Annotated in this window: 23 protein-coding genes; 13 read left to right on the top strand and 10 right to left on the bottom strand. The window is 59.5% G+C overall.

The features are described from left to right. Nucleotides 1-49 precede the first annotated feature (49 nt). The 4 genes from QMG46_RS13310 to QMG46_RS13295 all read left to right on the top strand — a co-directional run bounded on the left by QMG46_RS13310 (nucleotide 50) and on the right by QMG46_RS13295 (nucleotide 2073). Nucleotides 50-313, top strand: a complete 264-nt coding sequence (locus QMG46_RS13310; protein ID WP_281848312.1) for a hypothetical protein — start codon at nucleotides 50-52, stop codon at nucleotides 311-313. Then, entirely contained in the window at nucleotides 310-813 is a 504-nt protein-coding gene (locus tag QMG46_RS13305; RefSeq protein ID WP_281848311.1) for a hypothetical protein, read from the top strand. The genes QMG46_RS13310 and QMG46_RS13305 overlap by 4 nt, the downstream gene beginning before the upstream one ends. A 184-nt stretch (nucleotides 814-997) precedes the next feature. Continuing rightward, a complete protein-coding gene (locus QMG46_RS13300; RefSeq protein ID WP_281848310.1) occupies nucleotides 998-1528 on the top strand; it encodes a hypothetical protein in 531 nt (176 codons plus the stop codon). A gap of 317 nt (nucleotides 1529-1845) precedes the next feature. Continuing rightward, the gene (locus tag QMG46_RS13295; protein WP_281848309.1) at nucleotides 1846-2073 is read left to right on the top strand and encodes a hypothetical protein; all 228 of its coding nucleotides are present in this window, start codon (nucleotides 1846-1848) and stop codon (nucleotides 2071-2073) included. A gap of 18 nt (nucleotides 2074-2091) precedes the next feature. On the opposite strand, the gene QMG46_RS13290 is transcribed toward QMG46_RS13295, so the two are convergent. The 4 genes from QMG46_RS13290 to QMG46_RS13275 all read right to left on the bottom strand — a co-directional run bounded on the left by QMG46_RS13290 (nucleotide 2092) and on the right by QMG46_RS13275 (nucleotide 4309). Then, nucleotides 2092-2337, bottom strand: coding sequence for a hypothetical protein (locus tag QMG46_RS13290; RefSeq protein ID WP_281848308.1), 246 nt, complete (start codon nucleotides 2335-2337; stop codon nucleotides 2092-2094). A 167-nt stretch (nucleotides 2338-2504) separates the two neighbouring features. Continuing rightward, on the bottom strand, nucleotides 2505-2813 hold the full coding sequence (locus QMG46_RS13285; protein WP_281848307.1) for a hypothetical protein: 309 nt from the start codon (nucleotides 2811-2813) through the stop codon (nucleotides 2505-2507). Nucleotides 2814-2912: 99 nt separating this feature from the next. Then, nucleotides 2913-3404: a hypothetical protein gene (locus QMG46_RS13280; RefSeq protein ID WP_281848306.1), complete on the bottom strand. Its 492-nt coding sequence runs from the start codon at nucleotides 3402-3404 to the stop codon at nucleotides 2913-2915. A gap of 473 nt (nucleotides 3405-3877) precedes the next feature. Next, a complete protein-coding gene (locus tag QMG46_RS13275) occupies nucleotides 3878-4309 on the bottom strand; it encodes a P-loop NTPase family protein (RefSeq protein ID WP_281848305.1) in 432 nt (143 codons plus the stop codon). Nucleotides 4310-4676: 367 nt separating this feature from the next. Between QMG46_RS13275 and QMG46_RS13270 the strand changes: the two genes are divergently transcribed. From QMG46_RS13270 to QMG46_RS13245, 6 genes are all read left to right on the top strand, one after another. After that, a complete protein-coding gene (locus QMG46_RS13270) occupies nucleotides 4677-5162 on the top strand; it encodes a hypothetical protein (RefSeq protein WP_281848304.1) in 486 nt (161 codons plus the stop codon). Between the two features lie 295 nt (nucleotides 5163-5457). After that, complete coding sequence (locus QMG46_RS13265; protein WP_281848303.1) at nucleotides 5458-5913, top strand: DUF3455 domain-containing protein; 456 nt, start codon at nucleotides 5458-5460, stop codon at nucleotides 5911-5913. 453 nt (nucleotides 5914-6366) lie between these two features. Then, nucleotides 6367-6753, top strand: coding sequence for a thioredoxin family protein (locus QMG46_RS13260; protein WP_281848302.1), 387 nt, complete (start codon nucleotides 6367-6369; stop codon nucleotides 6751-6753). Further along, nucleotides 6753-7481, top strand: coding sequence for a cytochrome c biogenesis CcdA family protein (locus QMG46_RS13255; protein WP_281848301.1), 729 nt, complete (start codon nucleotides 6753-6755; stop codon nucleotides 7479-7481). Before QMG46_RS13260 ends, QMG46_RS13255 begins: the two co-directional genes overlap by 1 nt. A 53-nt stretch (nucleotides 7482-7534) precedes the next feature. Next, entirely contained in the window at nucleotides 7535-8254 is a 720-nt protein-coding gene (locus QMG46_RS13250; protein ID WP_281848300.1) for a glutathione S-transferase family protein, read from the top strand. Beyond that, nucleotides 8251-8550, top strand: coding sequence for a putative quinol monooxygenase (locus QMG46_RS13245; RefSeq protein ID WP_281848299.1), 300 nt, complete (start codon nucleotides 8251-8253; stop codon nucleotides 8548-8550). The genes QMG46_RS13250 and QMG46_RS13245 overlap by 4 nt, the downstream gene beginning before the upstream one ends. Before the next feature lie 226 nt (nucleotides 8551-8776). Here QMG46_RS13245 and QMG46_RS13240 read toward each other — a convergent pair whose 3' ends face one another. Both QMG46_RS13240 and QMG46_RS13235 read right to left on the bottom strand, forming a co-directional pair. After that, the gene (locus QMG46_RS13240; protein WP_281848298.1) at nucleotides 8777-9004 is read right to left on the bottom strand and encodes a hypothetical protein; all 228 of its coding nucleotides are present in this window, start codon (nucleotides 9002-9004) and stop codon (nucleotides 8777-8779) included. Between the two features lie 182 nt (nucleotides 9005-9186). After that, nucleotides 9187-11130 (bottom strand): formylglycine-generating enzyme family protein, encoded by a 1944-nt coding sequence (locus tag QMG46_RS13235; RefSeq protein ID WP_281848297.1) that lies wholly within the window; start codon nucleotides 11128-11130, stop codon nucleotides 9187-9189. A gap of 103 nt (nucleotides 11131-11233) precedes the next feature. Between QMG46_RS13235 and rnd the strand changes: the two genes are divergently transcribed. Together rnd and QMG46_RS13225 are read left to right on the top strand one after the other, a co-directional pair. Next, nucleotides 11234-12352, top strand: a complete 1119-nt coding sequence (rnd, locus tag QMG46_RS13230; protein WP_281848296.1) for a ribonuclease D — start codon at nucleotides 11234-11236, stop codon at nucleotides 12350-12352. A 229-nt stretch (nucleotides 12353-12581) separates the two neighbouring features. Beyond that, on the top strand, nucleotides 12582-13043 hold the full coding sequence (locus tag QMG46_RS13225) for a hypothetical protein (protein ID WP_281848295.1): 462 nt from the start codon (nucleotides 12582-12584) through the stop codon (nucleotides 13041-13043). On the opposite strand, the gene QMG46_RS13220 is transcribed toward QMG46_RS13225, so the two are convergent. Beyond that, nucleotides 13021-14670 carry an MASE1 domain-containing protein gene (locus tag QMG46_RS13220; protein ID WP_281848294.1) on the bottom strand — a complete coding sequence of 550 codons (1650 nt, stop codon included), beginning with the start codon at nucleotides 14668-14670 and terminating at the stop codon, nucleotides 13021-13023. The genes QMG46_RS13225 and QMG46_RS13220 overlap by 23 nt on opposite strands. Before the next feature lie 245 nt (nucleotides 14671-14915). Continuing rightward, the gene (locus QMG46_RS13215) at nucleotides 14916-15893 is read right to left on the bottom strand and encodes a phytanoyl-CoA dioxygenase family protein (RefSeq protein WP_281848293.1); all 978 of its coding nucleotides are present in this window, start codon (nucleotides 15891-15893) and stop codon (nucleotides 14916-14918) included. Nucleotides 15894-16203: 310 nt separating this feature from the next. On the opposite strand from QMG46_RS13215, the gene QMG46_RS13210 reads away from it, so the two are divergent. After that, a complete protein-coding gene (locus QMG46_RS13210) occupies nucleotides 16204-17700 on the top strand; it encodes a hypothetical protein (protein ID WP_281848292.1) in 1497 nt (498 codons plus the stop codon). Between the two features lie 190 nt (nucleotides 17701-17890). On the opposite strand, the gene QMG46_RS13205 is transcribed toward QMG46_RS13210, so the two are convergent. Beyond that, entirely contained in the window at nucleotides 17891-18952 is a 1062-nt protein-coding gene (locus tag QMG46_RS13205) for a glycerophosphodiester phosphodiesterase (RefSeq protein WP_281852891.1), read from the bottom strand. Nucleotides 18953-19201: 249 nt separating this feature from the next. Next, on the bottom strand, nucleotides 19202-21724 hold the full coding sequence (locus QMG46_RS13200; protein ID WP_281848291.1) for a TonB-dependent receptor: 2523 nt from the start codon (nucleotides 21722-21724) through the stop codon (nucleotides 19202-19204). Between the last annotated feature and the right edge of the window lie 827 nt (nucleotides 21725-22551).

Here is a 22551-nt window from a genome sequence, read left to right as displayed (position 1 = left end):
ATCACCATACTTCGCCGGGTGCGGGGGGAGCATAGGAAGCAGGGTCTACATGGCGACTTTTTTGGTAGTGCCTACAGGTAAAGCAGACGCGCTTGCTGCAAAGCTGGCAGAAGTCATGCCCGGTCAATTTTACAAGCTGCCGCGTGGTGAATACCTAGTTAAGTTCACAGGGACAAGTAAGGACCTTTCGGACAGGCTCAGCATTTCAGATGGATCCGCCGATAATGCCTTAGTAGCAGCGCTATCGGGTTACTATGGGCGTGCTCCTAACGATATCTGGGAGTGGCTCAAGCTAAATTGGGAAAGCGTATGACCGAGCAAGAGCCTGAAGCGGTTCGACCTTCGCTCGATCAAACAGCGCAAACACCGGGGGCATCCTTCGCAGGGATGATGAACGGACACATCAACCTTGAGATGCTCACAAGGGTGATTGAGAAACTGGCCTCCCTGGAAGAACGCGTGGGACACCAGATAGCCTCCGCAGGTAAGGTCGAGGGAAAAATCGATACGTCGATCAGCCAGATGACCACGTTAGGCGCCCAGGTCACCGATCTCGGTAAAAAAGTTGACGATCTCGTCAAATGGCGACACCGCATTGCGGGCGTTGGCCTAGCCGTCGGCGCGCTTCTGACTGGTAGCGCCGCCGTTTGGCACTATGTCGGGCCTTGGATTCATTTCGGACCGCCAGATTCCAAACTCACCGCTCCCCTCGCAGAGCCATCAGCCCCGCCTGTTGGCACTGTCCAGGTCCCGGCGCAAGAGCCGGCGCAGCCGCTTAAAACGACCTCTCGTCAACAGCATCACAGCGGCTGAACCAGCCGGCATCACGTCATATCGACGAGCAAGCAAAGTTCGGCAGTCTATGCGCATCGCAAACGCCCATTCGAAGGAATGAACTGTTACAGGTTAACGATTACGCAAACAAGCATTTCGAGCATGAACTAGTGACTCGTGGCGAGACCGACCAAAACCGGCGAGCCGCAGCTAGGGGGATAACATGGCTTTGGAAGACGCTGAAGCTGTCAATCGGGCGATACACGCAGATTTGATCCGCCGCGCGGACGCGCTGGCAACTTTTTATAACGAAAGCAAATCGAAGTACACCTACTTCCTAATGGCCGCTGCAGGCGCGTCGATAGGATATGCCCTGCAGAAACTGGACAGCTTGCCGCGAACTGCACTCAACTCGATGGCGGTAGTTGCAATTATCCTCTGGGCGATCAGCATCTTGCTCGGTTGTTTATCGATCACTCGGATCCACCGGATCTTGTCTGCAAATCATGCGCAAATTGAACTAACCGCAGCATCGCTTGTAAACCCTATCGTGGCTGGGCTGCGCGAAATTAAAAGGCCAAATTTGACAGAGCGGACACGTGCGAATGCCGAAGTCGCGAAGTGGTTCTCTCGGCTACAGTTTTGGAGCCTGATCGGCGGGGTGTGGGTCTACGCGATTTGGAAAATTATCGCGTGGTGGTGGCATGTCCCGCCTAGTCCAGCGGAGCAAGTTTTAGGCAATTGGGGCTGCTGAGTTGCATGGGGCATTGTATGAACGCCCAGATGGCAGCCTAGCCTCCAGTTGCGACTAGGCCCTGACGTTAGCAACACGATGCTATCGAACAAGGATTCCGCCATGGACCGCCTTGGAATGATCGGCCTAACCATGCTGCTTCGTCGGCACAGCGCGCCGACACCGGGCTGCTTGCAGCTAGTGTTCTTTGCATTTGGAGTAGTCGCCTTGGTGTCGGCTATGGTTGGCGGCTGGCGCAGCCTTCGATCCAAAGACCATGGGGCCGAAGCTCTAAAGCGGATACGTGATCGGCACACCAAACATTAGGGAGTTCACGCATGATCGACTATCGAGACGTACGCATACTTGTTCGTGAGGGCCGACACAACGGCATCGTCTACATGCTCACCGTATATGTAAGCAATGACGCTACCAAGTTTAGCCTTGAAGAGGTGGCGATCGATGGTCTGCCGCCAATCAAAATACGAGAAGGCGCACGCTATAACTCCGCAGAAGAGGCGTTTACTGCCGGGCATGAGAAAGCGTGTGAGAGCATCTCTACCTGATGCCTTCTTTCGCTCCAGTCAAATATGGCGACGCTGCTCATTCGCCCAGTCGTCCACCTCTGACTTCTTCCACGACCGCGTCACCGGATTGGCCTTGGGAAAGTCCGGCCGGCACGCGACACGCTCAAGGAAGCCGCGGCGATTCGGCTTGCCTTCAGGCGTAACCATACCCATGAAGACTGCGCATGCGTCCGCCGACAACCAGCGATCGCCGGCTACTAACGTAGCTATCAAGGCTAGGGGCTGCTCGATATCGTTACTCATGTCATGCACCCCGGTTGCGATTAGGCCCCGGGCGCTATCACCATGGCACCACTGAACCGGATAGGGATCACGCATGAGCTTCTTCAAGATCGGTAAGTATGAGGTCAGGGCATGGGAGTTCATTTCATCTGGACCCAAAGGCCTTGGATACAGCGGTAGATGGTCCGTCACCGACCCATCGGTCTCGGGCGAACCTGTAGATGACGGCGAATGTCCGATTGAGCGAAGTATCGCCGGTGAGGCCCTTGACGATGCCAAGGTTGCTGGCCGCGCAGCAGCTGAGGCTTTAATCGCTCAAGACGGAGGCTGACATCACCCCACTCACCGCGCCCAGCGGCCATGCGTTCATCGATCGCTTCACGCAGCTTTTGCCCCAAGGACCATAGTGCAGAGGCTCTGAAGCTGTCGAACTTGGACGGCAGCAAGTGCACCATGGTCTGCTCGACGATGGCGGCGCCGGTTTGGATGGTTGACATGCCGTGCTCCGGGCAACAAAAAGCCGCTACTCTCGCGAGCGCGGCTTGATTGAGCGGTTACTTTGAGTGTGCAGATTAGATACGTAGAATGTTGATAAATCAAGCCACTGTTTTTGGCGTCACATCCACATGGTGCTCCAAAACCAGCACACCGCCCTTGTAGCCATACACCGACCACTTGTCCGTATATCGCTTGTGTTGAGCACCCAGCCGCCCAGCAGATCCGTCATGCACAGACAAAGCCTCAATGACATCCTGCCTACCGTGCTTCACCGATACAAAGAAACCTAGGTCATTGACGATCAAACTGCCTGGTTTAGGGTCTACATCGTAGAACAATCCTTCGGGCTCGATAAACAACTGGTCTATCTCAACCTGCAATCCGAGCCCATATGATTCCAACGTCCACTGCACTTCCCATTCGCGCGCACCAGAGAGCGAAAGTGCTATCCGGCTAACCTTGCTGTCGTTGTGGGCGAAAGTGCCACAAAGCATCAGATTGCCCTCGGAATTTAGGGCAAAACCCAAGCAATCCGAAAGATTACGAAACGACGCATCCGACAGCAGCCGGACGCTTTTATGATGAGACATTGCAATTCCCCTTTATTGCGCCAGTTCCAATTCGGTACTGAATGACACCCTCAAATGGCCAGCAACATATACGCGGGCAACTTTGAGAATCTGGGAGTATTTTGAATTGCCACCCACTTCAGTGCCTATCCTCGCAAGCTTCTGCCGCTTCGATTCGACAGGCTGGCCAAGTAGAAAATACTCGCTCTGCAGCACCATCACCAGTATCCAATCCTAGGCATGGACATCTCGAGTGTGAGCCGCGAGCTCCGGCGATAAGGGCGATAAGGGGACTGGGCGATAAGGGGACGGGGGTAGTTAAATTACGCAGTCGCCCAGGAAAACGCTCACGTCCCAACAGTACGAAGCCCGCCCCCTTTTGCGTTCGAAGAGCAACTCTAAGGGGACGGAGGTAGTTAAGCGACGCAGTCACTCCTGGAAAACTTTCGCGAAAATACTACTCATCACTGGATGATGATCAAAATACCGATAGATCATCGCTCCAAATTCCATTCTTGATAGCACCTACGGATCGCATCCGTAGACGGCAGGTATAATTTTGGCAAGCTGATTTGGCGATAAATATCTGCATAGCGTCGGCGATTCTTTGGAGTGGTCACTGCGATGTAATGGAGCATGCTCCACTTGATGCTGTCGTGACCTCCTTCCAGCGCACCTGCTCTATTGGCTTCAAACAGCGTGCGCCGCATATACCTAAACAGGCTGACTGGCGTGGACAAGTCCAGCAGGATCACTCCCGTTGCGCGCAAGAATCGTTGCGGCATGTACGCGGAGTAATTCCCCTCCATGACCCATTGTTCGCCGGCGATCGCATCATCATGCAAGACGCGAAACTCGTCGGCCGGACGCGGCTGCCAGTCCGTGTCGGGCATGTGGTGAAGCTGGTCGAGATGAACCACTTTCATGCCATGTTTTCGTGCAATTGGCCACGGCGAGTGTCGATTTGCCGCTGTTCGACGGCCCCAGGATGCAAATGCGTGCCCCCAGCTCTGACAGCAGCACGTTCACCTCCTATATATCGATATCCAATCGACGCCCTTTTTACCCGCTATCGGGATGAAAATGGTCGTCTCCAGTTTGACCAGAACGTTGCCGGACAGCAATGTTATGCCCCTACTCCTGCCCGCAAAGGGGGCGAGGGTAGTTAAGTTAAGCGGCCGCCCCTGGAAAACTCCCACGTCTCATCAGTACCCGGACGAATCGCAACCAAAAGCGCAACAGTTGGCAGAGTGAGTGATCTGAACGTACTGGTCTTTTCGATAGGGGCATGAAGTGAATACATATCTGTGGCGAGGCATCTTCGCGTTTGCGATTTGTGGATCAGGCTGTTTTGCCGATGCCCAGACTCCACCGCCGAATAAGGCGCAGCCTTCAACGACACCTGCGCCCGTGGATTGCTCCAAAAAGTTGTGCGTGGCGACTCAAGATCAGGTTGCAGCTATGAACCTTCCGCCGGTTACGGGTGTTCCCCTGGATACGCTTCCGGAGACTGTCGATTGTTCCAAAAAGGGGTGTGTGCTGTCTCGGGAACAGCTTTCTGCAATTACGTCGGCAACGCAGATGTATCGAGCTGATATGCCAAAAGTGCAGAAGTTTCACTTGGGCATCGTCAGCCGCGAGAGCACCATTGAGGTTACGCTCGCCCCCGACTATGTTGGAGATATCCCTCCGTATTCTGTGCCCGGCGACAAGATGGCCGTGACCTACATCTTCGATTCTTCAGGAGCTGTCCTGAAAAAGAAGTACTTCAATAGATAGAGAGTCCGGCAGAGAATGGGCCGCAGGCGATGCAGCGGTTCCAACAGCATCAGGAAAACACCCAGCAACAACAGCAGTAATTTCAGCAGCAGCGGATCGCACCTGGAATGCAACGTTAATTGGCAGCTATCGTTGCATTGACACAGGCCAGTCATTTCTTGCGTCGCACATAGCAAGCAGCTATCGCATCGATCCGAAATTTGGATTGGACGGATGGGTGGAATTTGGTGTTAATACGTTTTCCCCAATGCCCAGGCACGCACTCATGCAAACGAAGTGGATCGGATCGGCAGTGATGTTTTTTGGTCTGTGCGCCGGCATTCATGCCGAAGGCTCAGCGGCAAAGCCGTCTGCTATTGAGCTTTCCGCTGAAGGTGTACAGATCTATACCTGCAAGCAAACTGACACGGGTGTCAGTTGGGTGCTAAAGGCGCCGGATGCGACGCTGCGCGATGCGCAAGGTCAGGCTGTTGTGCATCATTTTGCTGGGCCGACCTGGCAGTGGACGGATGGTAGTTCGGTGGTGGGTGAGCCGGTGAGTGTGTCGCCTTCGCCGCAGGCCGGTGCGATTCCCTGGATCGTGCTGCATGCGAAGTCGCATGCGGGGAATGGTGTGTTGGCGAATGTGGATTATGTGGTGCGCACGCGTACTGAGGGTGGTGTGGCGCCGGCTGCTGGGTGTGATGCTTCGCATGTGGGTGCGGAGGTGCGTGTGCCTTATAAGGCTTCGTATTTGTTTTTTGGGCACTAAAGCGAGCTCAAAAAACCTCGGTATTCATCGTCGCCCCGGCGAAGGCCGGGGCCCAGTGTCTTTGGTGCGTTGAAGGGTAAGGCGCTGGGTCCCGGCGTTCGCCGGGACGACAGTAGGAAGGTTTTTTTGGAGGCCCCCTCCCCTCGCTAAAGGGCCAGACAACCTCAGTTCTGTCGTCATCCCGGCGGAGGCCGGGATCCATTCCTCAGTCCTCGCTTGTCAGACGACTTATGGCAAGGCGTCCATGCTGAGGAGTGGATTCCGGCCTGCGCCGGAATGACGGGTAGGAAGGGGTCGGCAAGACCTTAAAGTAGCTGGCACATGACACAAGAACCGGCCAGGTTCCAAGCTTGGCAGACGCCGCCTGTAACCCAACCGCCCATCCCCACGAATACTCCTTGCACGGGACGACCTGTCCCGCGATATCTCGATGACCGTGCAAGGAGCACCACCATGAATAAACCCATCGTCAGAACGCTGTTGGCTTTGATTGGTCTGGCTTTCGCCGGCCACGTCCTCGCCGACGAGGTGCCGTTCAATCAGCAGCAGTTCGATCAGGCCGTGGCTGCCGGTAAGCCCACCGTGGTGTATCTGCATGCCGACTGGTGCCCGACCTGCCGCGCGCAGAAGCCCATTCTGGATCGGCTGGTGCAGGAGCCGCAGTTCAAGCCGGTGACGGTGTTTGTTGCCGACTTCGACAAGGAAAGCGCGCTGAAGAAATCCTTGCGCATCGCCCAGCAGTCGACCTTCGTGGTGTTCAAGCAGGGCCATGAAGTGACCCGCTCCACCGGTCAGACACAGGAATCGGCGATCCGCGCGACGCTGCAAGAGGCGTTGTAATGGATTTCACTGCGGGCACTTATGCGCTGGGTTTTCTGGCCGGCGCCGCATCGCTGCTGTCGCCCTGCGTATTGCCGATCCTGCCCATCCTGATCGCCTCCGCCCTGTCGCGAAGCCGGCTCGGCGTGGTGGCGCTCGCGGGCGGGCTTGCGTTGTCGTTCTCCGTCGTCGGCATCTTTATCGCGACGATCGGCGTGTCGATCGGCCTGGATTCGGAAACCTTCCGTCGCGTGGCTGCCGCCCTGATGGTGGCCTTTGGTCTGGTGATGGTGATCCCGCGTCTGCAGGAGTGGTTTGCGCGCATCACTTCGGGCGTGGGTTCGGGCGGCCAGAAGGCGCTGGGCAATATCAAGGGCGAAGGCCCGTGGAGCCAGTTCCTGATCGGCTTGTTGCTCGGCCTGGTGTGGAGCCCCTGCGTCGGCCCGACCCTGGGAGCTGCAAGCACGCTGGCAGCACAGGGACGCGACCTCGGCCACGTCGCCTTGCTGATGGCATTGTTCGGCCTCGGCGCAGGCATGCCGCTACTGGTCCTGGGTACGCTTTCCAACGCCACCATGTTGCGCGTACGCGGCTCGCTGGCGAATTGGGGCAAAGGTGTGAAGATCGCCATGGGCGCCTTCTTCATCCTGTTTGGCGTATTGATACTGACCGGCCTGGATCGACATCTCGAAGCGTTTCTGGTGTCGATCAGCCCGGAATGGCTGACACGCTTTACGACGTCGCTCTGATCGAGCGACGTTGTTCTTGCTCGGGATCGTTCAACGACTGAAGGACGTACGCCGTGATCCGCTTTTATTACCACCCGACGCCCAACCCCGCCAAAGTCGCCCTGCTGCTCGAAGAGCTTGGCCTCCCCTATGAAGTCATACCGGTCGATACCAGCAAGGGCGAGCAGCACGCTCCCGCGTTTCGCGCCATCAACCCCAACGGCAAGCTGCCGGCCATCGTCGATACCGATGGCGTCGACGGCGAGGTACGGGTCTTCGATTCGAATGCGATCCTGCTTTATCTCGGCGAAAAAGCTGGACAGTTAATAGGTACGCCCGGCGATCGTGGCGAGTTGCTGTCGTGGCTGTTTTTCATCGCTAGTGGTCTGGGCCCGTTTTCCGGTCAGGCCGTGCACTTCCAGCACAGTGCACCGGACAAACCTGCCTACGCGGTCAATCGTTACCGCCGCGAAGCGGAACGCCACTATCAGGTGCTCGACGATCACTTGCGCGAGCGGCGTTATATCGTCGGCGACGCCTATTCGATCGTGGATATCGCAGGCTGGGGCTGGATCGACCGGGCACCACGCGTGTTGCCCGGTGACGGCGGTGGCCTGGCCGCATTCCCGCATATCCAACGCTGGTTCGAAGAAATCGATGCCCGTCCCGCGGCCGCGCGGGCACGTGGCGTCGCTCGGGATCATCTCTTCAAGAAAGATATGGACGACGAAGCGCGGCGCGCGCTTTTTCCGTCCAACTACCCACCCGCCCTCTCTAAGGAATCGACGCCATGACACGTTATGCACTCTCGGTCGAACTCAAAGCCAAGCCCGGCAAGGAAGAAGACGTTGCCGCCTTTCTCGCCAGCGCACAGGCGTTGGTGAATGCCGAACCCGCTACGGTGGCCTGGTTCGCGATACGCCTGGATCAGCACACGTTTGCGATCTTCGATGCGTTCGACGAGGAAAGCGGGCGCGATGCACATTTGAATGGTGCCGTGGCGGCGGCCTTGATGGCCAACGCCAGCGAATTGCTTTCCGAAGCCCCGAATATCCGCAAGGCACAGGTGCTGGCCGACAAGCTGCCTTGATCAGTTGTCGGATAAACATCGAACACAAAAAAGGCGCTCTGAAAACCAGAGCGCCTAAGGGGTGACCGGGGGGCGATCACCGGGGGGCGCGTGCGGAACTTCGAGAGGAATCGCCTCGAAAAGCTCTCCGCAGGCACATCCATTAAGCCCGGGATCGATAGTGGTTTCTGTAGGTACTGCCCTACGTGGCATGTAGGCAAGTAACGCGGTGCCGTGACGCGGTTCCTTACGCCTCGGCTTCAACCACGTCCCGCCAGCTGCCGTCGCTTTCCTGGATTCTTACCGGCGGATGCGCACGGCCATGGGCGCGAACCAGGCGCGAGCGCATCGCAATCGCCGCCGATACCGCTTCCGCTCGGCTGGCGAAGGTACCCATGCGAGCGGCTTCGCCACGGACGACCCACGGGGTGTCGGCGGTGAAAGGCACGAAGAGCCGTATTTTTTCCGGAACCATGGCGCCACCTCGAATACGTCTGGAGGAGAGACGGCCAAGCCGAGCCACAGGGGTGGACGGGGAGGTCCTTGTGTTCGGGGCGATCTCGCGGAAACGCGACAGAGCCAGTCTGGCAGAACCTTGTTACACCGGGATAGTAACTCCGTTGCACGTTTACGCCCGGTTAAAGCTGACTCGACAGTTTAGAGCTCGCGTACGACGCGAAATCCTACGCGCCCGCTTCGCACCGAGGCGTCCGCCCCTTGCCGATACGCCGAACGTACCTGGTCAGGCGAACTGCCCCAGGAACCGCCACGGATGACCCGTGTGCTGCAGCCCGGATTAAGCCAGGCATTGCCGTCGCGCGGGGCACGAATGTAGTTGTCGTGCCAGCAGTCCTGCACCCATTCCGATACGTTGCCGTTGATGTCGTAAAGACCGAACGGGTTGGCCGCAAAGCTCATCACCGGCGCCGGCCCCCAGAAACCGTCGCGGTAACCTGCGAACGCGTTGCTCCAGCGGCGACCATTGGAGGAGCGGTCGTTGCCGCCGGTAAGGTTCTCGACCCTGCTCTTGGGGATGCTGTCGCCCCACCAGTATTTCGTCGTTGTACCACCGCGCAGCGCGTACTCGAACTCCGACTCGCTGGGCAGGCGATACTTTTTCCCGGTGCGCTGGCTGAGCCATTCGGCGTAAGCCCTGGCATCGTTCCAGGACACGTTCACGACGGGCAGCTTGTCGTCGGCATTGTGCCCCGCGTAGTCCGATTGCCAGCTCGCGCCGGTATCGTCGCGCATCGAGCCGCTGCGTTCGTCATAGACGCTGGCGCCACCCAGACGCTGCGAATCGGGCTGATACCCGCTTGCCTTCACGAATTCGCGAAACTGGCCCACCGTGACGTCGGTACGGCCCATCGCAAAACCCTTGTCGAGCACGACCTCATGCTGGGGCGTCTCGCTGTCGTTGCGGCCATCGTCGTTGTCTGCAGCGCCCATGGCGAAATTGCCGGTCGGCACGACCACCATCGACGGCGCCTGGCCGGGAATATCGGCAAAACGATCGGTAAAGGTCTGGCCGGGCTTGAAGCTGGCGTAAAGGCGTGCGTTGGTCAGGCGCTCGTTGAAGTCCTTGAGCGCGTCGGCATCGGCACCGATGGCCTGCGCCTGGCCGGCCAATTGCTCGGCCAGGCTCAGGTTGCCGGCATCGAGGGCAGAGCGCGCCTGGATCATCAAGGTACTGCCACGCTGCTTGCGCATGCCGTCCACCCGCCCCTGCACGTCCCGCAGCTGCGGCGAATCGGGCTGTACATCGGCCGCCTGGGTCAGGGCCTGCTCGGCGCCGTTGAAATCGTTCTGCGCCACGGCCGCCAGCGCGCGGTCCAGCACGGCACGCTGCACCTGCAGCAGACCCTGCTGCGCTACGGCGTTATCCGCATCGAGCTGTTGTACCTGCCGGTAAATCTCCAGGGCGTTGTTGCCCTTGGGCTGGTCGGCCTTGCCCTCCTGCAACAGGCTGGCAGCCTTGGCCAGCAAGGGACGGACCTCGTTCAGCGTCTTGATCTCCTGGCTGAGCGAGGCGACGTCTTCCTCGGCGTCGGGCAAGGTTTTCAATGCGGTCAGCAGGTCGTTGGCCGAATCCGCATCGCCCATGGCCACGTCCTGGCCGATGGCAGCCACCAACCGCGCCTTCACTTCGAACAGGCCCTGCGCCGCGCGGCGGCTATCGGGCTTGAGCTTGAGGGCCTCCTGGTAAAGCGCCGCGGCGCTGTTCTTGTCGCCCACCAGTTGCCCGGCGCGCAAGGCCTTGCCGGCATCGACCAGCAAGGCCTGCACTTGCGGCGTATCGGCCGATTTCTGTTCCGGCAGCTGGGTGTTCCTCGCGGTCATGCGGGCGACGATCACATCGGTCGGCGCCAGGGTCAGCGGCGGGCCGGCATCGACTTCGGACGCTTCGGGCAGCGCAGCGCGAGGCGCGCCAAACGACGACGTCATCGGCCCTACGCTCATCGAACGCCGCGGAGCCACCTGGGCCGGATCGACGTGAAAGACACGCGGAAAAAAGTGATAGACCAGCGCCATCCCGAGCAGAACGACGCCGAGCGCACCACCGAAGGCGCGTTGACGAAGTACGGTTTCCTTGCTCGGCATAGTGTGCGTCCTTGGGTGGCCTGCTATGGTGCGCTGCTAACCATAGGCACAAACCGGTGACAGGACAATGAGCAGCGTTCCACCGGTTTCAAGGACGTAAATAATGCAATCCCTTCCCCCGGTGCCACCCGCCGACTGGATCGACAATCGCGACGCACTCGATCAATGGCTGCAGGCGGTACCGCACAACGCAGCGCTTGGCCTCGACACCGAGTTCATGCGGCGCAATACGTTCTATCCGCAATTGGCGTTGTTGCAGCTGGGCTTTGCCGAACGCTATGCGCTGGTCGACCCGTTGGCGTTCTCCATCGGCGATGCCTTGCGCCCGCTGCTGGGTGATGGCGACGCCGTCACCGTCATGCACAGCGCGAGCGAAGATCTCGAAGCGCTCTCGTCCATGTTGCCCGGCGGCCCCCGCCAATTGTTCGATACTCAGATCGCCGCCGCCTTTGTCGGCATGGGCTTGGGTATCAGCTATCGCGCACTGGTTGCCGAACTGGTTGGAGTCGAGCTGGACAAGGGCGAGACCCGTTCCGATTGGCTGCAGCGTCCGCTGACCGAATCGCAGCGCAGCTATGCCACGCTCGATGTGGTGTATCTCAAGCCGGTGCACGAGCAATTGTCCGAACGCCTGAAGCAACGCGGCCGCGAGGCCTGGCATGCCGAAGACTGCGAACGCCTGAAGCAACGCGCCTGCTTCCGCGAGGGTGACCCGCAACCGCAGCGCTCCTTCCGTGGTGCCGCCGAATGGACGCCCGTGCAGCGTGCACGGCTGCGTCGCATCCTGCTGTGGCGCGATCAGACCGCACGCTCCCAGGATCGCCCTCGCCCCTGGCTGCTCGAAGACGCGCTGGCGATGAACCTCGCCCAGCAGCCGCCGAGCAGCGCCGCCGATCTCGAACAACGCAGTCGCGGTCAGCGAGCACTGCGCTCGCCGCAGCGTGCCGAGCTGCTGCAACTGCTGGTACCGGCGATCAGCGAAGAAGAAATCGCCGACACCGCCGCCATTCCCATGATGCCGCAGGGTGCCGCCAAGCAGGCGCTCGGCGTGATGAAGCAGAAGGTCGATGCGTTGGCGATAGAACTCGACCTGCCCCCCGGCCTGCTCTGCCCGCGCAAAGCGCTGGAAGAATACGTCGTTACCGCCGAGTGGCCGGACTTCCTCGAAGGCTGGCGCCGGGACGTGCTGCACGCGCCGCTGAGTGCCCTGCTCCCCGCCTAGGCTCGACGGCTTGTCGAACCGTTTCGACCATTATTCACTTTGACCTGGGTGGCCGGATCGCAATCGACGTTTTGGAGCGTCGTATTTAAGGTCCTGCCCTTAGTTCAAATCCTCTAGGACTGAAATGAAAAATGCGGGGCAGGCCCCGGTTTCAAGCCATTCTGCAGCATAGATTGAGTGCTAGATTGAGGCCCGTTACACACCTGTAACTACCTAATTAAGGGGCTTTATGAGCAAGCTATTGCGTTATCTCGTTGCTGCAAGCGTTTTCATCTCCGGAGCCGCCTTGGCGGACTCGCCGCCGTCTTCGGGCCTGGGCCAATCCTGGCCCAATGCACCGGACCTGAGTTCCAGCGCTCATTACCACGTCTTTGTGTTTGTGAAGGATGGCGTCCGCTTTATCCAGATCAATGATTCGGCCGGCCGCGTGCGGGGCGCCCTGGCGACAGCTGGCGGCCAGATGCTGGTTTTGCCGATCGGCACCGCCGCGCAAGTTGTCGTCCAGAATGCCCCGGCCGCCGATGCTCCTGCGGCAGCGCCGGCCGTCAACGCCGAGCCGGTCTACCAGGATGACGAGGTGGCGATCACCGCCCAGCCTCAGCGCAACGGCACGGTGCGCCTTCAGGCCGTCAGCGCATGCAAGGATCCGATCACCTGCAATACGCAGATCATGGCCGCCCCGGCACAGTGACCTCTCCACCCGCGATCCACGACGTCGGATCGCGGGTGGCTCGCACCTGAGTCTCCGGGTCGAGCAGCACCGCCGCGATCACCTGGCCGCCAGGCACGTGAGTCTGACGCAACCGCCCTTGATAGGAACGCGCACGATCTTCGGCAGCTCCCCAGTTCAACCCCGCGCTACCGAGGCGTAGCCGCACGTCATCCAGGCGAACCGCCGCGACACGATCGACTTCCGTCGACGCGCGCAAACGCAACCCGACCCAGGGCTGGCCGCCCCGCTGGCCGGCGCGTAACCGTACCCGAACATGCGTGGGCGGCAAGTTCTGACACGTCAACGCCAAGCACTCGCCGACGAGGCGGTAAATCGCCAAGTGAAGCGCTGACGAGACCTTGGAAAAGTCGCCGCGGGCTTCGCACCAATAGCTCACGCCGGCTTCATCGAGCGCTCGCGCGAGTGGGCCCTGGCGCAAGGCCAACACCAGATCCTTGTCCCGCCAACCGGTGGGGTACAGCCCATCGGACAAACGGAACAATTGCTCCTGGGCGAGTGCTGCCTGCCTGGCATAGAGCCGACTGTCGACCGACGGCGTATGCCGGAGCTGGGTGAGCATGTGCTCATAACCCACGTGGATCATTTCGCGGATCTGCTCGAGGAACTCGGCCGCGACACGTAACCGGGCCTCACCGATCGCAATGTTCCGGCGTGCCAGCACCAATGCATCCTGCACTTGTACGCGCTCCATGGCATCGCGTTGATTGAGCACACTGATGCGAGATCCCAGCAACAACATGCTACTGATCGCGAAGGCGATGAAGGTCTCTGCCTGGATGGCCCCCGCATCGTCCATGCCTTCCATAGTCAGCACCACCGCCACGCTTGCCAGGGTGCCACCCACCGCCGCGCCCTGCCAGCCATGCCGAAGCGCGAGAACCACCACTGGCAGGAACATTGCCATCCGGGCGGCGTCCTCGCTGCTGCCGGCGGTCGCGTGCGTGGCGATCCACACCAGCAAGCCCAGCGCCGGCACCAACAGAAAGGCGCCTTCCATGAGCAGGCGGCTATCCATCACGCGCTGCCACCGCTCTCCCACGGTAGTCGAGCGCCAGGCCTCGCGCACCCACACCGCCAACGGCACTACCGTCAGTACCCCGAGAAAATTACCAATGAACCAGCGTGCCAGCGCGGCGCTGTAATCGACGTGATAATCAGCCGGTACGCGCGTGACCGCCAGACGCCCGGTATTCATGAGGGTCCACAGCGAGGCTACCGCCAACATGCATAACAGCAGGACACCCATGCGAGCCCCGCCGCGGACGGGAAACATGCGCAGCCAGCGCTTGCAGGCATGCACCAACGGCATCGCAAGAACAATCGGCGTCGGGAACACGGTCAATGCCGCCCATGCCATGCCGTATTGGGGAGCGCACGACACCGCCAGATAACCCAATGGAGCCAATTCACCAAGCGCCAAGGCGCCCCAGTAACGTTGAGGAATGAAAATCAACGTTGCGAGTCTGAAACCCGCAAAGAGGACCCAATAGGGAAACGAAATTTTTTGAAGTATCCAATAGCCGGCTGCATAACCGAGCGCGGTTATGATCTGCTTGAATGCTTCGCCCCACCTTGCTCCTTGCATCCCTTACCTCTTCGCCCAAAACCTTGACGCAAGATGCCCGACGACACGAGGTCCTGGGCTTGGTATCCGCATTCGCCAAAATGACGATTCAATCAGCATACCCGATTTTCAGGCTGCTCTCGTCGACATTATGTGTGATGGGTCACGCCACCGCAGCGACCTGACGATCGAGTGATTTATTAAACGCCCATCTCAAGAGTGATGACGCAGCCACCTGGGTGCCGTCGCCAGCGAAGCCACCGCCATCAAGACTTCCATTCCTCGGTATAGGCAAAGCGCGTGGGCCGCAGCGACATATATTGGGCGACGCGCGGTCGTTGGGCTCGGTTTGGACTGCTGCCATGCGGCAGCAGGTGATGCCAGATGATCATGTCGCCGCGCTTTGCGGCAATCGGCGTCATCGTCAAGGTGCGTCGCGCATGATCCTGCGCATTCACGCCTGCGGGCACGCTTTTCAGCCACTGCTTCAGCGTGCGATGAAAGCCTGGCACGCAGCTGAAGGCGCCCTGGTCTTCTGTGACGTCGACGAGATACAGGATGCCCTGCAATTCAAGGTGATGCGGCTCGGCCAGCGTGGCGTCCCAGTGCAAATGCGGTCCGGGGAACGGCCAGTCATTGCGCTCCGGCGGATTCAGTCCACCCTGGTCGATGGTTACCCAAAGATCTTCGCGCCCCCACAATTGGGCGTGGGCCTTATGAATACGTGGCGAGCGACGATTGGCGACCAGGGCCGGGTGTCGCAACAGCGGCACCCAAATGGAATGGCCCAGCGATGGGCGATACCAGGACTCCGGATCGTCGCGGTCCATCCCCAGGAAATCGTAGATGGCCATCTCTGCATTTTTCGCCGCTTCCGGGCTGATCGCGTTGCGCAGGATGACGTAGCCATGCTCGTGCCAGTGTGCGAGATCGTCCGCGCTCAGGCCTTCTACATGATCGAGATGGCCGACTTCGGCGCCGACCCTCTCGCCTGCCAGTGCACGCCGCAAGCGGTCCAGCGAGGCTTCCGTCAGTTCGCCGTCATTGCGCTCCCATACCCAGGCTTCGAACTGCGCATAACTTGGCCGCTCGTGATGCAAATAGCGCAGGGTTTCCAGCACGTTAAGACGCAAGCCCGCCAGCAATGCCTTCTCGACATCCTGCGGTAGCCGCGCAGCGGATCCTGGTGCGCATTGGCAAGCCCAGTAGGTATGCAACTCCTCGATACCAAGACTCGTCGCCACCTCGACCATCCTGCCCCCTCGCTATTTTGAAATTTTCCGGTCCTGAGCGCCTCGACGAGGCTGCGCAGAATCATGAGGCGTTTCGTGCTGGCAAGAAAGGGGCTGGCTGCACGCACGATGACTGGCGTCGCGCACGACGGTCAACATGTCGCCTTTCAGGCCCGTTCTTGCTGCCAACGTCATCGCCGGTGGCTGAAAGACACTTTCCATCTTCAAGACGTCACTCTTCGGGGCCGGCATGCTCCTCCTCGGCACGGTGGGAACGCGCTCGTCTTTTGGCTTGGGTAAATCATCGATACGGAGGAAAAACATGGCTCGCCTTAACTACCGACGTCAGCTCATCCTTTCGCATGTGATCGCAATCGGATGCGCACTCCTGAGCGTGTGCCCGGCATCCTTCGCGCAGGGTGCCGATTTACCCAAGATGATCTCGCCGCCCCATGAGGTTTCATCGCATTTCTTCGGCGTCAACATCGAAAACAGCTACATGAGTCCACCGATCCTTTCGTGGACCGATCCCATGCTTCAAAGAGCGATCAAGAAAGCCGGCATTGAAGCGATCCGCTTTCCGGGCGGCGACGTGGGCAACTACTGGGATTGGCAGAAGGGAACCGTCTATCCCATGGGCAAGGCCAGTCAAACGCAGGATTCCCTGAACGCCCTCCTCGATCTCTCCCGCGCCACGGGGGCCTACCCGATCTACAGCTTGAACGTCATGACGCTGAATAACGCTGTGCTGCCTCGTGCCAATCTGTCGCAAGGCGTCGCCAACCAGCTTCGCATGCTCGATGCCGCCCGTGGCATGAAGCTTCCGGTCGAAGATCTGGAACTTGGCAACGAGTTCTTTTGGAGTTCGCCGGACCACGATCGCGCGTTCCCCACTGCCGCCGACTATGCGACGGACATGAATCAGTGGACCGCGCGTCTGAGGCAAGACTATCCCCATGCCAACATCGCTGCCGTCGGGTCCATTCCCTCCTCAGGCGATGCGCGTACCAAGAACTGGAACGAGGCGGTGGTCGGCAAGATCCATGATGTGGACGCCATCACGCTGCATCGCTATGACAGCATCGTCGATGGCGGGGTCTGGGACGGAACCGCCCCGGATGCGGTGCTGAGCAATGTGTTCACCGACTGGGAAAAGATCGTCTCGGGTGAAGTGCACCCGATCGAGAAAGCCAGGCTTCGTCTATGGGTGACCGAATTTAGCGGGTTCAAAGACTGCACCTCCAACGCCCGCTTCACCGGCACGTGGCTGGAAGCGCTCTACCAGGCACAGATGGCCATCCAGTTTCTCTCAACACCGTCGGTCGACCAGATCGAGCTCTACAACATGACGGGCAGCACGGGTTCCTTGATGTTTCAGAACACATCGTCGTATTGGAACGCGTGCCAAAACAAAAGCATGACCTTTCACGCGACTGCCGGCGACTTGACCGCCACAGGGCAAGCGTATGCGCTGTTTGGCGGCGCGTTAAAGCAAGCGACATCTGTCTCTGCCCTGGCGTTTCCCGAGACGTCCATGGTCCATCCGAAGTCAGGAACGCCCTATCCCTCCGTGACCGGTATTGCCCTGAGGGGCGAGACGAGCCAATGGATCATCGTCAATCTCTCATCCAAGCCACAGACGCTGAAATATCCCGGCATGGGGCAAGGAACGATGGAAAGTATCAATGCGCCTTCATTGACGACCATCGTGGACTCGGAGCATGTGCTATCCCACGGAACGCACGCCTTCGATGGGCGTCATTTCGTCCTACCGCCTTTTTCCGTGAACCGGATTGTCGTGAAGCATCCTGTTCATTGAACGGCACTTCCATTCGCACCGCGGGATGCCTTCCCGCGGTGCCGATGACGTCGCTCTGCTTTCGGTACATCGACACGGTAAAGATCTGCAGCACTGCGGAGCGGTTAGCGACGCGATAGAAGCGAGCAATCCGCATGCGGATCGCCCGCTCCCAACTTGATCGCAAATACCCGGTTGCTCCCGATAAGTATCAGCGCTTGTCGAGCGCCTCGCGACCGATGGCCGGATCGTCGGTGAAAAACGCGTCGATGCCGGCGTCGATATAAGCGCGGATCTCAGCAACTGAGCCCGATTCGTTGAACGTCTTCGGATCGCTGCCCTGCCAGAAGTTCTTGGCCAGGAACTGATTCTCCGGCCGGAACGTGTAGGGATGCAGTTCCAGTCCAGCGGCATGTGCGTCGTGTACCAGCGCGGTGGGCTGGCCCAGGGTGCCGTCCGCCTTGAGTGGAATGATCATGCGTGTGGACGGACCGATCGCATCGGCGTAGCTGGCGATCTGGCGTAAGCCAGTCGGCGTTATCATGTCCGCAAAGCGCAGCTTGCCGCCCGCGGCAGTCACATCGTAAGTCTGTCTTTCGGGCAGATCCGCCAGCAATTGAAGCAAGCGGATATTCGGGTGCTTCTGACGTGCCTGCGCACCACCCAGCTTTTCGTGCAGGTATTTGAGATTGGCGATCTCGAACGACTGGATCTCAACCGGTGCGGTGCGCGTATAGCTGTGCGCCGCCAGCGTGGCGAGCAACTTGTCCTCCATCGGCAGACCCAGCCTCTGGAAGTAAGTGCTGTGCTTGATCTCCGGGATGATGCCGATCGGCCGGCCGACCACCGCCGACTCCGCCGCGACAAAGTCGATGATCTCGTCCATGGTGGGAATTTGGAACTCGCCGTCGTACTTCGTGCCGCGCAACTGCGGCAGTCGCTCGCGCGCCCGCAGCGTCTTCAGCTCGGCCAGGGTGAAGTCATCGGTGAACCAACCTGTGATGGTCTCACCGTCCACGACCTTGCTGGTCTTGCGGCTGGCGAACTCGGGATGGCTGGCGACATCGGTAGTGCCACCGATCTCGTTCTCGTGGCGCGCCACCATCACACCGTCCTTGGTCATCACCAGATCGGGCTCGACGAAATCGGCGCCATCGGCGATCGCCTTGCCGTATGAGGCGAGGGTATGCTCCGGGCGCAGCGCGCTGGCGCCACGATGACCGATCACCAGCACCTTGGCCGCCAGGGGCTTTTCTGCTGCGTGAGCTGTCATCGCGCAGGTCGCCCATACGGCCGCAATCATCAAAACAACGTGTCGCATGTCTTGCCTCCGTGGGTTTGAAATCCGACATGAGCCATATCGGCGCCTGCTCCGTCGTGCAGGCGCTTGGGCTTGTCGCAACGATTCGTCCTTGACTCGAAAGAACGCCTCGAAGGATATCGAGGCGCCCTTAAGCCAGCAGGACAACTTGGGAACGACAGAATCTCTACCTATGTCGCGAATGCCTGATAGAGCGTCCTATCAGATCTTCGTCGAGAAGGTGAGGAACCACTGCCGCGGCGCGATCGGGTAAGTGTTGTAGGTGCCCGAAGCGGCCCCCACCACCACCTGGTAGTTACCCTTGCGATCAGTCACGTTGGTCACGTTCAGGCTGAGCTTGGCATCGTGCAGGAAACTGTCCAGCGGCAACGCATAGCTGAGCTGGGCACCCATCAAGAAATAACCCGATATCGACAGGTCGTTGGTATAGGTCGCGTAAACCTTGCCCACCGTGTCACCGCTCAGCTGCCCGGTGAAGCGTCCGTAGTTCGCACTGATGATGAACTTGTTCATCCATTCCGGACTGCCCGGCACCTTCTTGCCAGCGGTCGGCACTAACGTTGTACCGCTGAAATAGTTGTCGTCGTACTTGGAGTGGTTGTAGGACACCGCGTCGTAGATGCTGAAGTGCTCGCCCATATGCAGCGTCGCGGCGAGATCGGCGCCATCGGTGGTGACGCTGCCGACGTTCTGGATGATCGATGCACCACCGACAATCGAGGAAATCACTGGCGTCGGGCTGATCTGCAGCAGACGGTTGGAGAAATTCACGTGGTAGACGCTGACCTGGCTATCCAGGCCGGTGAACGGACCGACATCAAAATCATGCTGTGAACGCAGGCCAAGTTCGTACACCCACGCCGTTTCAGGCTTCACCGTCTGCTTGAAGATATTGAATGCCTGCTGGCTGCCCAGGCTCCATGGCGACAGGTTGTTGGCGGTAGCAAACTGGCGCATGTTCTGCTGCGCATTGAAGAACAGCTCGTCGTGCGCGCTGACCTCCCAGGTTGCACCGAGCTGCGGCAGAAAAGCCTTGTGGCTGTTGATGGTGCCGTTGGGGTATTGCGTCACACCCACGGTGGAATTGGGCAACGGCTCGACCGGGTACCAGCCGTCGGCGTACTGGAAGCTCGACTTGAAGCCGGCCTGCAGCGTGATGTCCGGCGCAACACGCCACAGGTCGGACACGTAGGGCTGAATGACGTCGCTGCGTGCCTTGTCTTCATACTGGGTGATCAGCGGATTGTTCGGCCGCGAATACGGTGTAGAAGCACCCGGATTGTTCACGTCGAGCGGATACCAGCGCCGGTCCTGCGACACCTGATTGTGTTCCCACCAAACGCCCGTGCTTAGTTCGTTGGTGTCGGTATTCCAGTTCACTGCGGACAGCCAGCCGCGGCGATTGATATCGTATTCGGTGGTACGGATCGCATAACCGGATCCGCCGAACACCTGCTTCAGATTCTGGTTCGGGAAATACACCGCGAACAGCGCAGGCAGACCGGCGACCTGGATCGGCCCGGCCACGACGCCGGCGCCATCGTCGTGATGGAAATACACCTGGTTGGACCAGGTCAGCGAATCGCTAAGGTTCCACTCGTACTTGGCGTAGGTGAGGTAATCGGTACGCTGCGCATCGCTATAGTAGTTGCGGTAGTTGTTGCCGTCCGCGGCCGGCGGCGCGCCATTGGCGCCGAGATAGTTCAGCGCCTGCTGGAAATCCGGATACATGAAGGCGCGCGTGTATGGCATGCCACCCTGGCCCGCCACCGTGCCGTGATAGATGGAGTCCTCATTCGGCTCGGTCTTGTCCGAATAGTCGGCAAAAAAAGTGAAAGTGCCGTGCTCGTCGTGATGCACGAACTTGCCGTCAAGCTGGTTGCCGCGCTGATGGCCACGGAAATCCCATGCACGCTGATCCTGGTGCATTACCGAGACATAGGCCGAATTGTCGCCGGCGAAGCGGCCGGTATCGAAGCGCGCATAGGTGCGCGTGGCATCGTGGCTGCCGATGGTCTGCGAAAAGCGACCACCCATTTCAGCCGCCGGATCGCTGGAGAAGGTGGCTACGCTGCCGCCGAGATTGGAGGTGGATGCGGTGGCCAGGTCGCCGGCGCCTGAGAACAAGGTGACGCTGCTGATGTCCTCGCTGATAATCGCGCGCTGTGGCGTCAGGCCATTGTAGTTACCGTACTGCTGGTCACCCAGGGGGATCCCATCCATGGTGTAACCAAGCTGTTGGCCGTTGAAGCCATGCACGAACAGCGATGCATTCTGCTCGTTGTTGCCCCACGGATCGGCAGTGCGATACAGCACGCCAGGCAGCGTCTGGATCGCTTGCAGCGGACTGGTGCCGGGCAGGATCTTCTGGATCTCCGAGCCGCTCAGCGACACCGCCGAACGCGTGCTGTTCTTCGCCGAAACGCTCACCACATCGAGCTGCTTGGCGGTGTCCTGGGTGGCATTGTCCGGCGTGCCGCCGGTTGCCGCGGTCCCGCTGGTGGCAGTCGTCACTGAGACCGGCGCCTGCGGCATGTCGCTGCCGCCCGCATGCGCTATGGCGCTCAACACGGTCAGTACGCTCGCGGCCAATAGCTTGACCTTGCCACCCGCGCCTGCGAGCTTGCGCTGCGAATGCGTCCCTCCACGCACAGAAAGCTCTTCGAGCTCGGAATGGATAGGCGTCGCCGGCAACCGAAACGCTCTGCTTTGATCGAAAATCATGGAGTTCCTCAAGTGATGTCGCGCAAAGAATGCTCGCCAAAGCGGCCAAGCCACTACGGCATCGAATTACAACAATGCTTAGCGCAGATCGCCCCGGGGTGGGCGTTCAACAGGAATGACGCCGACATGCGGCGTGGCACCAGCACACGCGCGAAGAGCGCGACGCCGATAACTCCCCCTGGATCGTGCGAATCTGCGCGTCAGTGCGCAAATGATGCAGTGCAAAAGTTACGATCCCGTGACTCGCCAAAGAACTTCATGCGATGAGACGTCTAGACGTCCATGCCTCCATTCATAATCCCTTCATGTCGCATCTCATGGCGACGACGTGGCAATCCACCTGCAGGCGTTGCAGGCGAATGGGATCGAGAATTCGATCGTGGCTGAGGCATAGGCGAGCTGCGCGAATGCTGTTCTGAAGGCAGCTTCTACTTGCATCCGTGCCCCATTCCGTCATTCAACAAGACTTACCATTCGCGAAGCTGACGGAAGAACGCGCAGGCAGGTTCAACGCCCGCTCGGTCGCTCTTGCTTTGGAAAGACCGGCAGCATCGGTACGAGATCGAGCATTGTTGGGTTGGCAAGGAAACAACTGGCCAAGGTCACGTCGCATGCCCCGCACGTCATTCCGACAGACGCTCACATGGATGCTCAAACCGCATGTCGCAAGTGTGCGGTTTTTTGGAATGGTGTAGAGCAAGAACTTCGAATTATTTAGGCAGAAGATCGCGCCGAGGCTAACCTGGCCCATCATCCGCCCCATTCCAAGGTCAGGGAACGCGATCGCAACTGAAGGTTTACCGCAGTCGATTTTGGCACGTCGTTAG

Origin of the sequence: Dyella sp. GSA-30, from assembly GCF_027924605.1 — a bacterium.
Lineage (GTDB): Bacteria > Pseudomonadota > Gammaproteobacteria > Xanthomonadales > Rhodanobacteraceae > GSA-30.
This window is presented reverse-complemented; position numbering and strand designations above follow the sequence as displayed.

Bases quoted from the DNA above. Each gene is read 5' to 3' on its own strand.
- QMG46_RS13310 (WP_281848312.1), top strand. From the start codon at position 50: ATGGCGACTTTTTTGGTAGTGCCTACAGGTAAAGCAGACGCGCTTGCT.
- QMG46_RS13305 (WP_281848311.1), top strand. From the start codon at position 310: ATGACCGAGCAAGAGCCTGAAGCGGTTCGACCTTCGCTCGATCAAACA.
- QMG46_RS13300 (WP_281848310.1), top strand. From the start codon at position 998: ATGGCTTTGGAAGACGCTGAAGCTGTCAATCGGGCGATACACGCAGAT.
- QMG46_RS13295 (WP_281848309.1), top strand. From the start codon at position 1,846: ATGATCGACTATCGAGACGTACGCATACTTGTTCGTGAGGGCCGACAC.
- QMG46_RS13290 (WP_281848308.1), bottom strand. From the start codon at position 2,337: ATGAGTAACGATATCGAGCAGCCCCTAGCCTTGATAGCTACGTTAGTA.
- QMG46_RS13285 (WP_281848307.1), bottom strand. From the start codon at position 2,813: ATGTCAACCATCCAAACCGGCGCCGCCATCGTCGAGCAGACCATGGTG.
- QMG46_RS13280 (WP_281848306.1), bottom strand. From the start codon at position 3,404: ATGTCTCATCATAAAAGCGTCCGGCTGCTGTCGGATGCGTCGTTTCGT.
- QMG46_RS13275 (WP_281848305.1), bottom strand. From the start codon at position 4,309: ATGAAAGTGGTTCATCTCGACCAGCTTCACCACATGCCCGACACGGAC.
- QMG46_RS13265 (WP_281848303.1), top strand. From the start codon at position 5,458: ATGTTTTTTGGTCTGTGCGCCGGCATTCATGCCGAAGGCTCAGCGGCA.
- QMG46_RS13260 (WP_281848302.1), top strand. From the start codon at position 6,367: ATGAATAAACCCATCGTCAGAACGCTGTTGGCTTTGATTGGTCTGGCT.
- QMG46_RS13255 (WP_281848301.1), top strand. From the start codon at position 6,753: ATGGATTTCACTGCGGGCACTTATGCGCTGGGTTTTCTGGCCGGCGCC.
- QMG46_RS13245 (WP_281848299.1), top strand. From the start codon at position 8,251: ATGACACGTTATGCACTCTCGGTCGAACTCAAAGCCAAGCCCGGCAAG.
- QMG46_RS13240 (WP_281848298.1), bottom strand. From the start codon at position 9,004: ATGGTTCCGGAAAAAATACGGCTCTTCGTGCCTTTCACCGCCGACACC.
- QMG46_RS13235 (WP_281848297.1), bottom strand. From the start codon at position 11,130: ATGCCGAGCAAGGAAACCGTACTTCGTCAACGCGCCTTCGGTGGTGCG.
- rnd (WP_281848296.1), top strand. From the start codon at position 11,234: ATGCAATCCCTTCCCCCGGTGCCACCCGCCGACTGGATCGACAATCGC.
- QMG46_RS13225 (WP_281848295.1), top strand. From the start codon at position 12,582: ATGAGCAAGCTATTGCGTTATCTCGTTGCTGCAAGCGTTTTCATCTCC.
- QMG46_RS13220 (WP_281848294.1), bottom strand. From the start codon at position 14,670: ATGCAAGGAGCAAGGTGGGGCGAAGCATTCAAGCAGATCATAACCGCG.
- QMG46_RS13210 (WP_281848292.1), top strand. From the start codon at position 16,204: ATGGCTCGCCTTAACTACCGACGTCAGCTCATCCTTTCGCATGTGATC.
- QMG46_RS13205 (WP_281852891.1), bottom strand. From the start codon at position 18,952: ATGACAGCTCACGCAGCAGAAAAGCCCCTGGCGGCCAAGGTGCTGGTG.
- QMG46_RS13200 (WP_281848291.1), bottom strand. From the start codon at position 21,724: ATGATTTTCGATCAAAGCAGAGCGTTTCGGTTGCCGGCGACGCCTATC.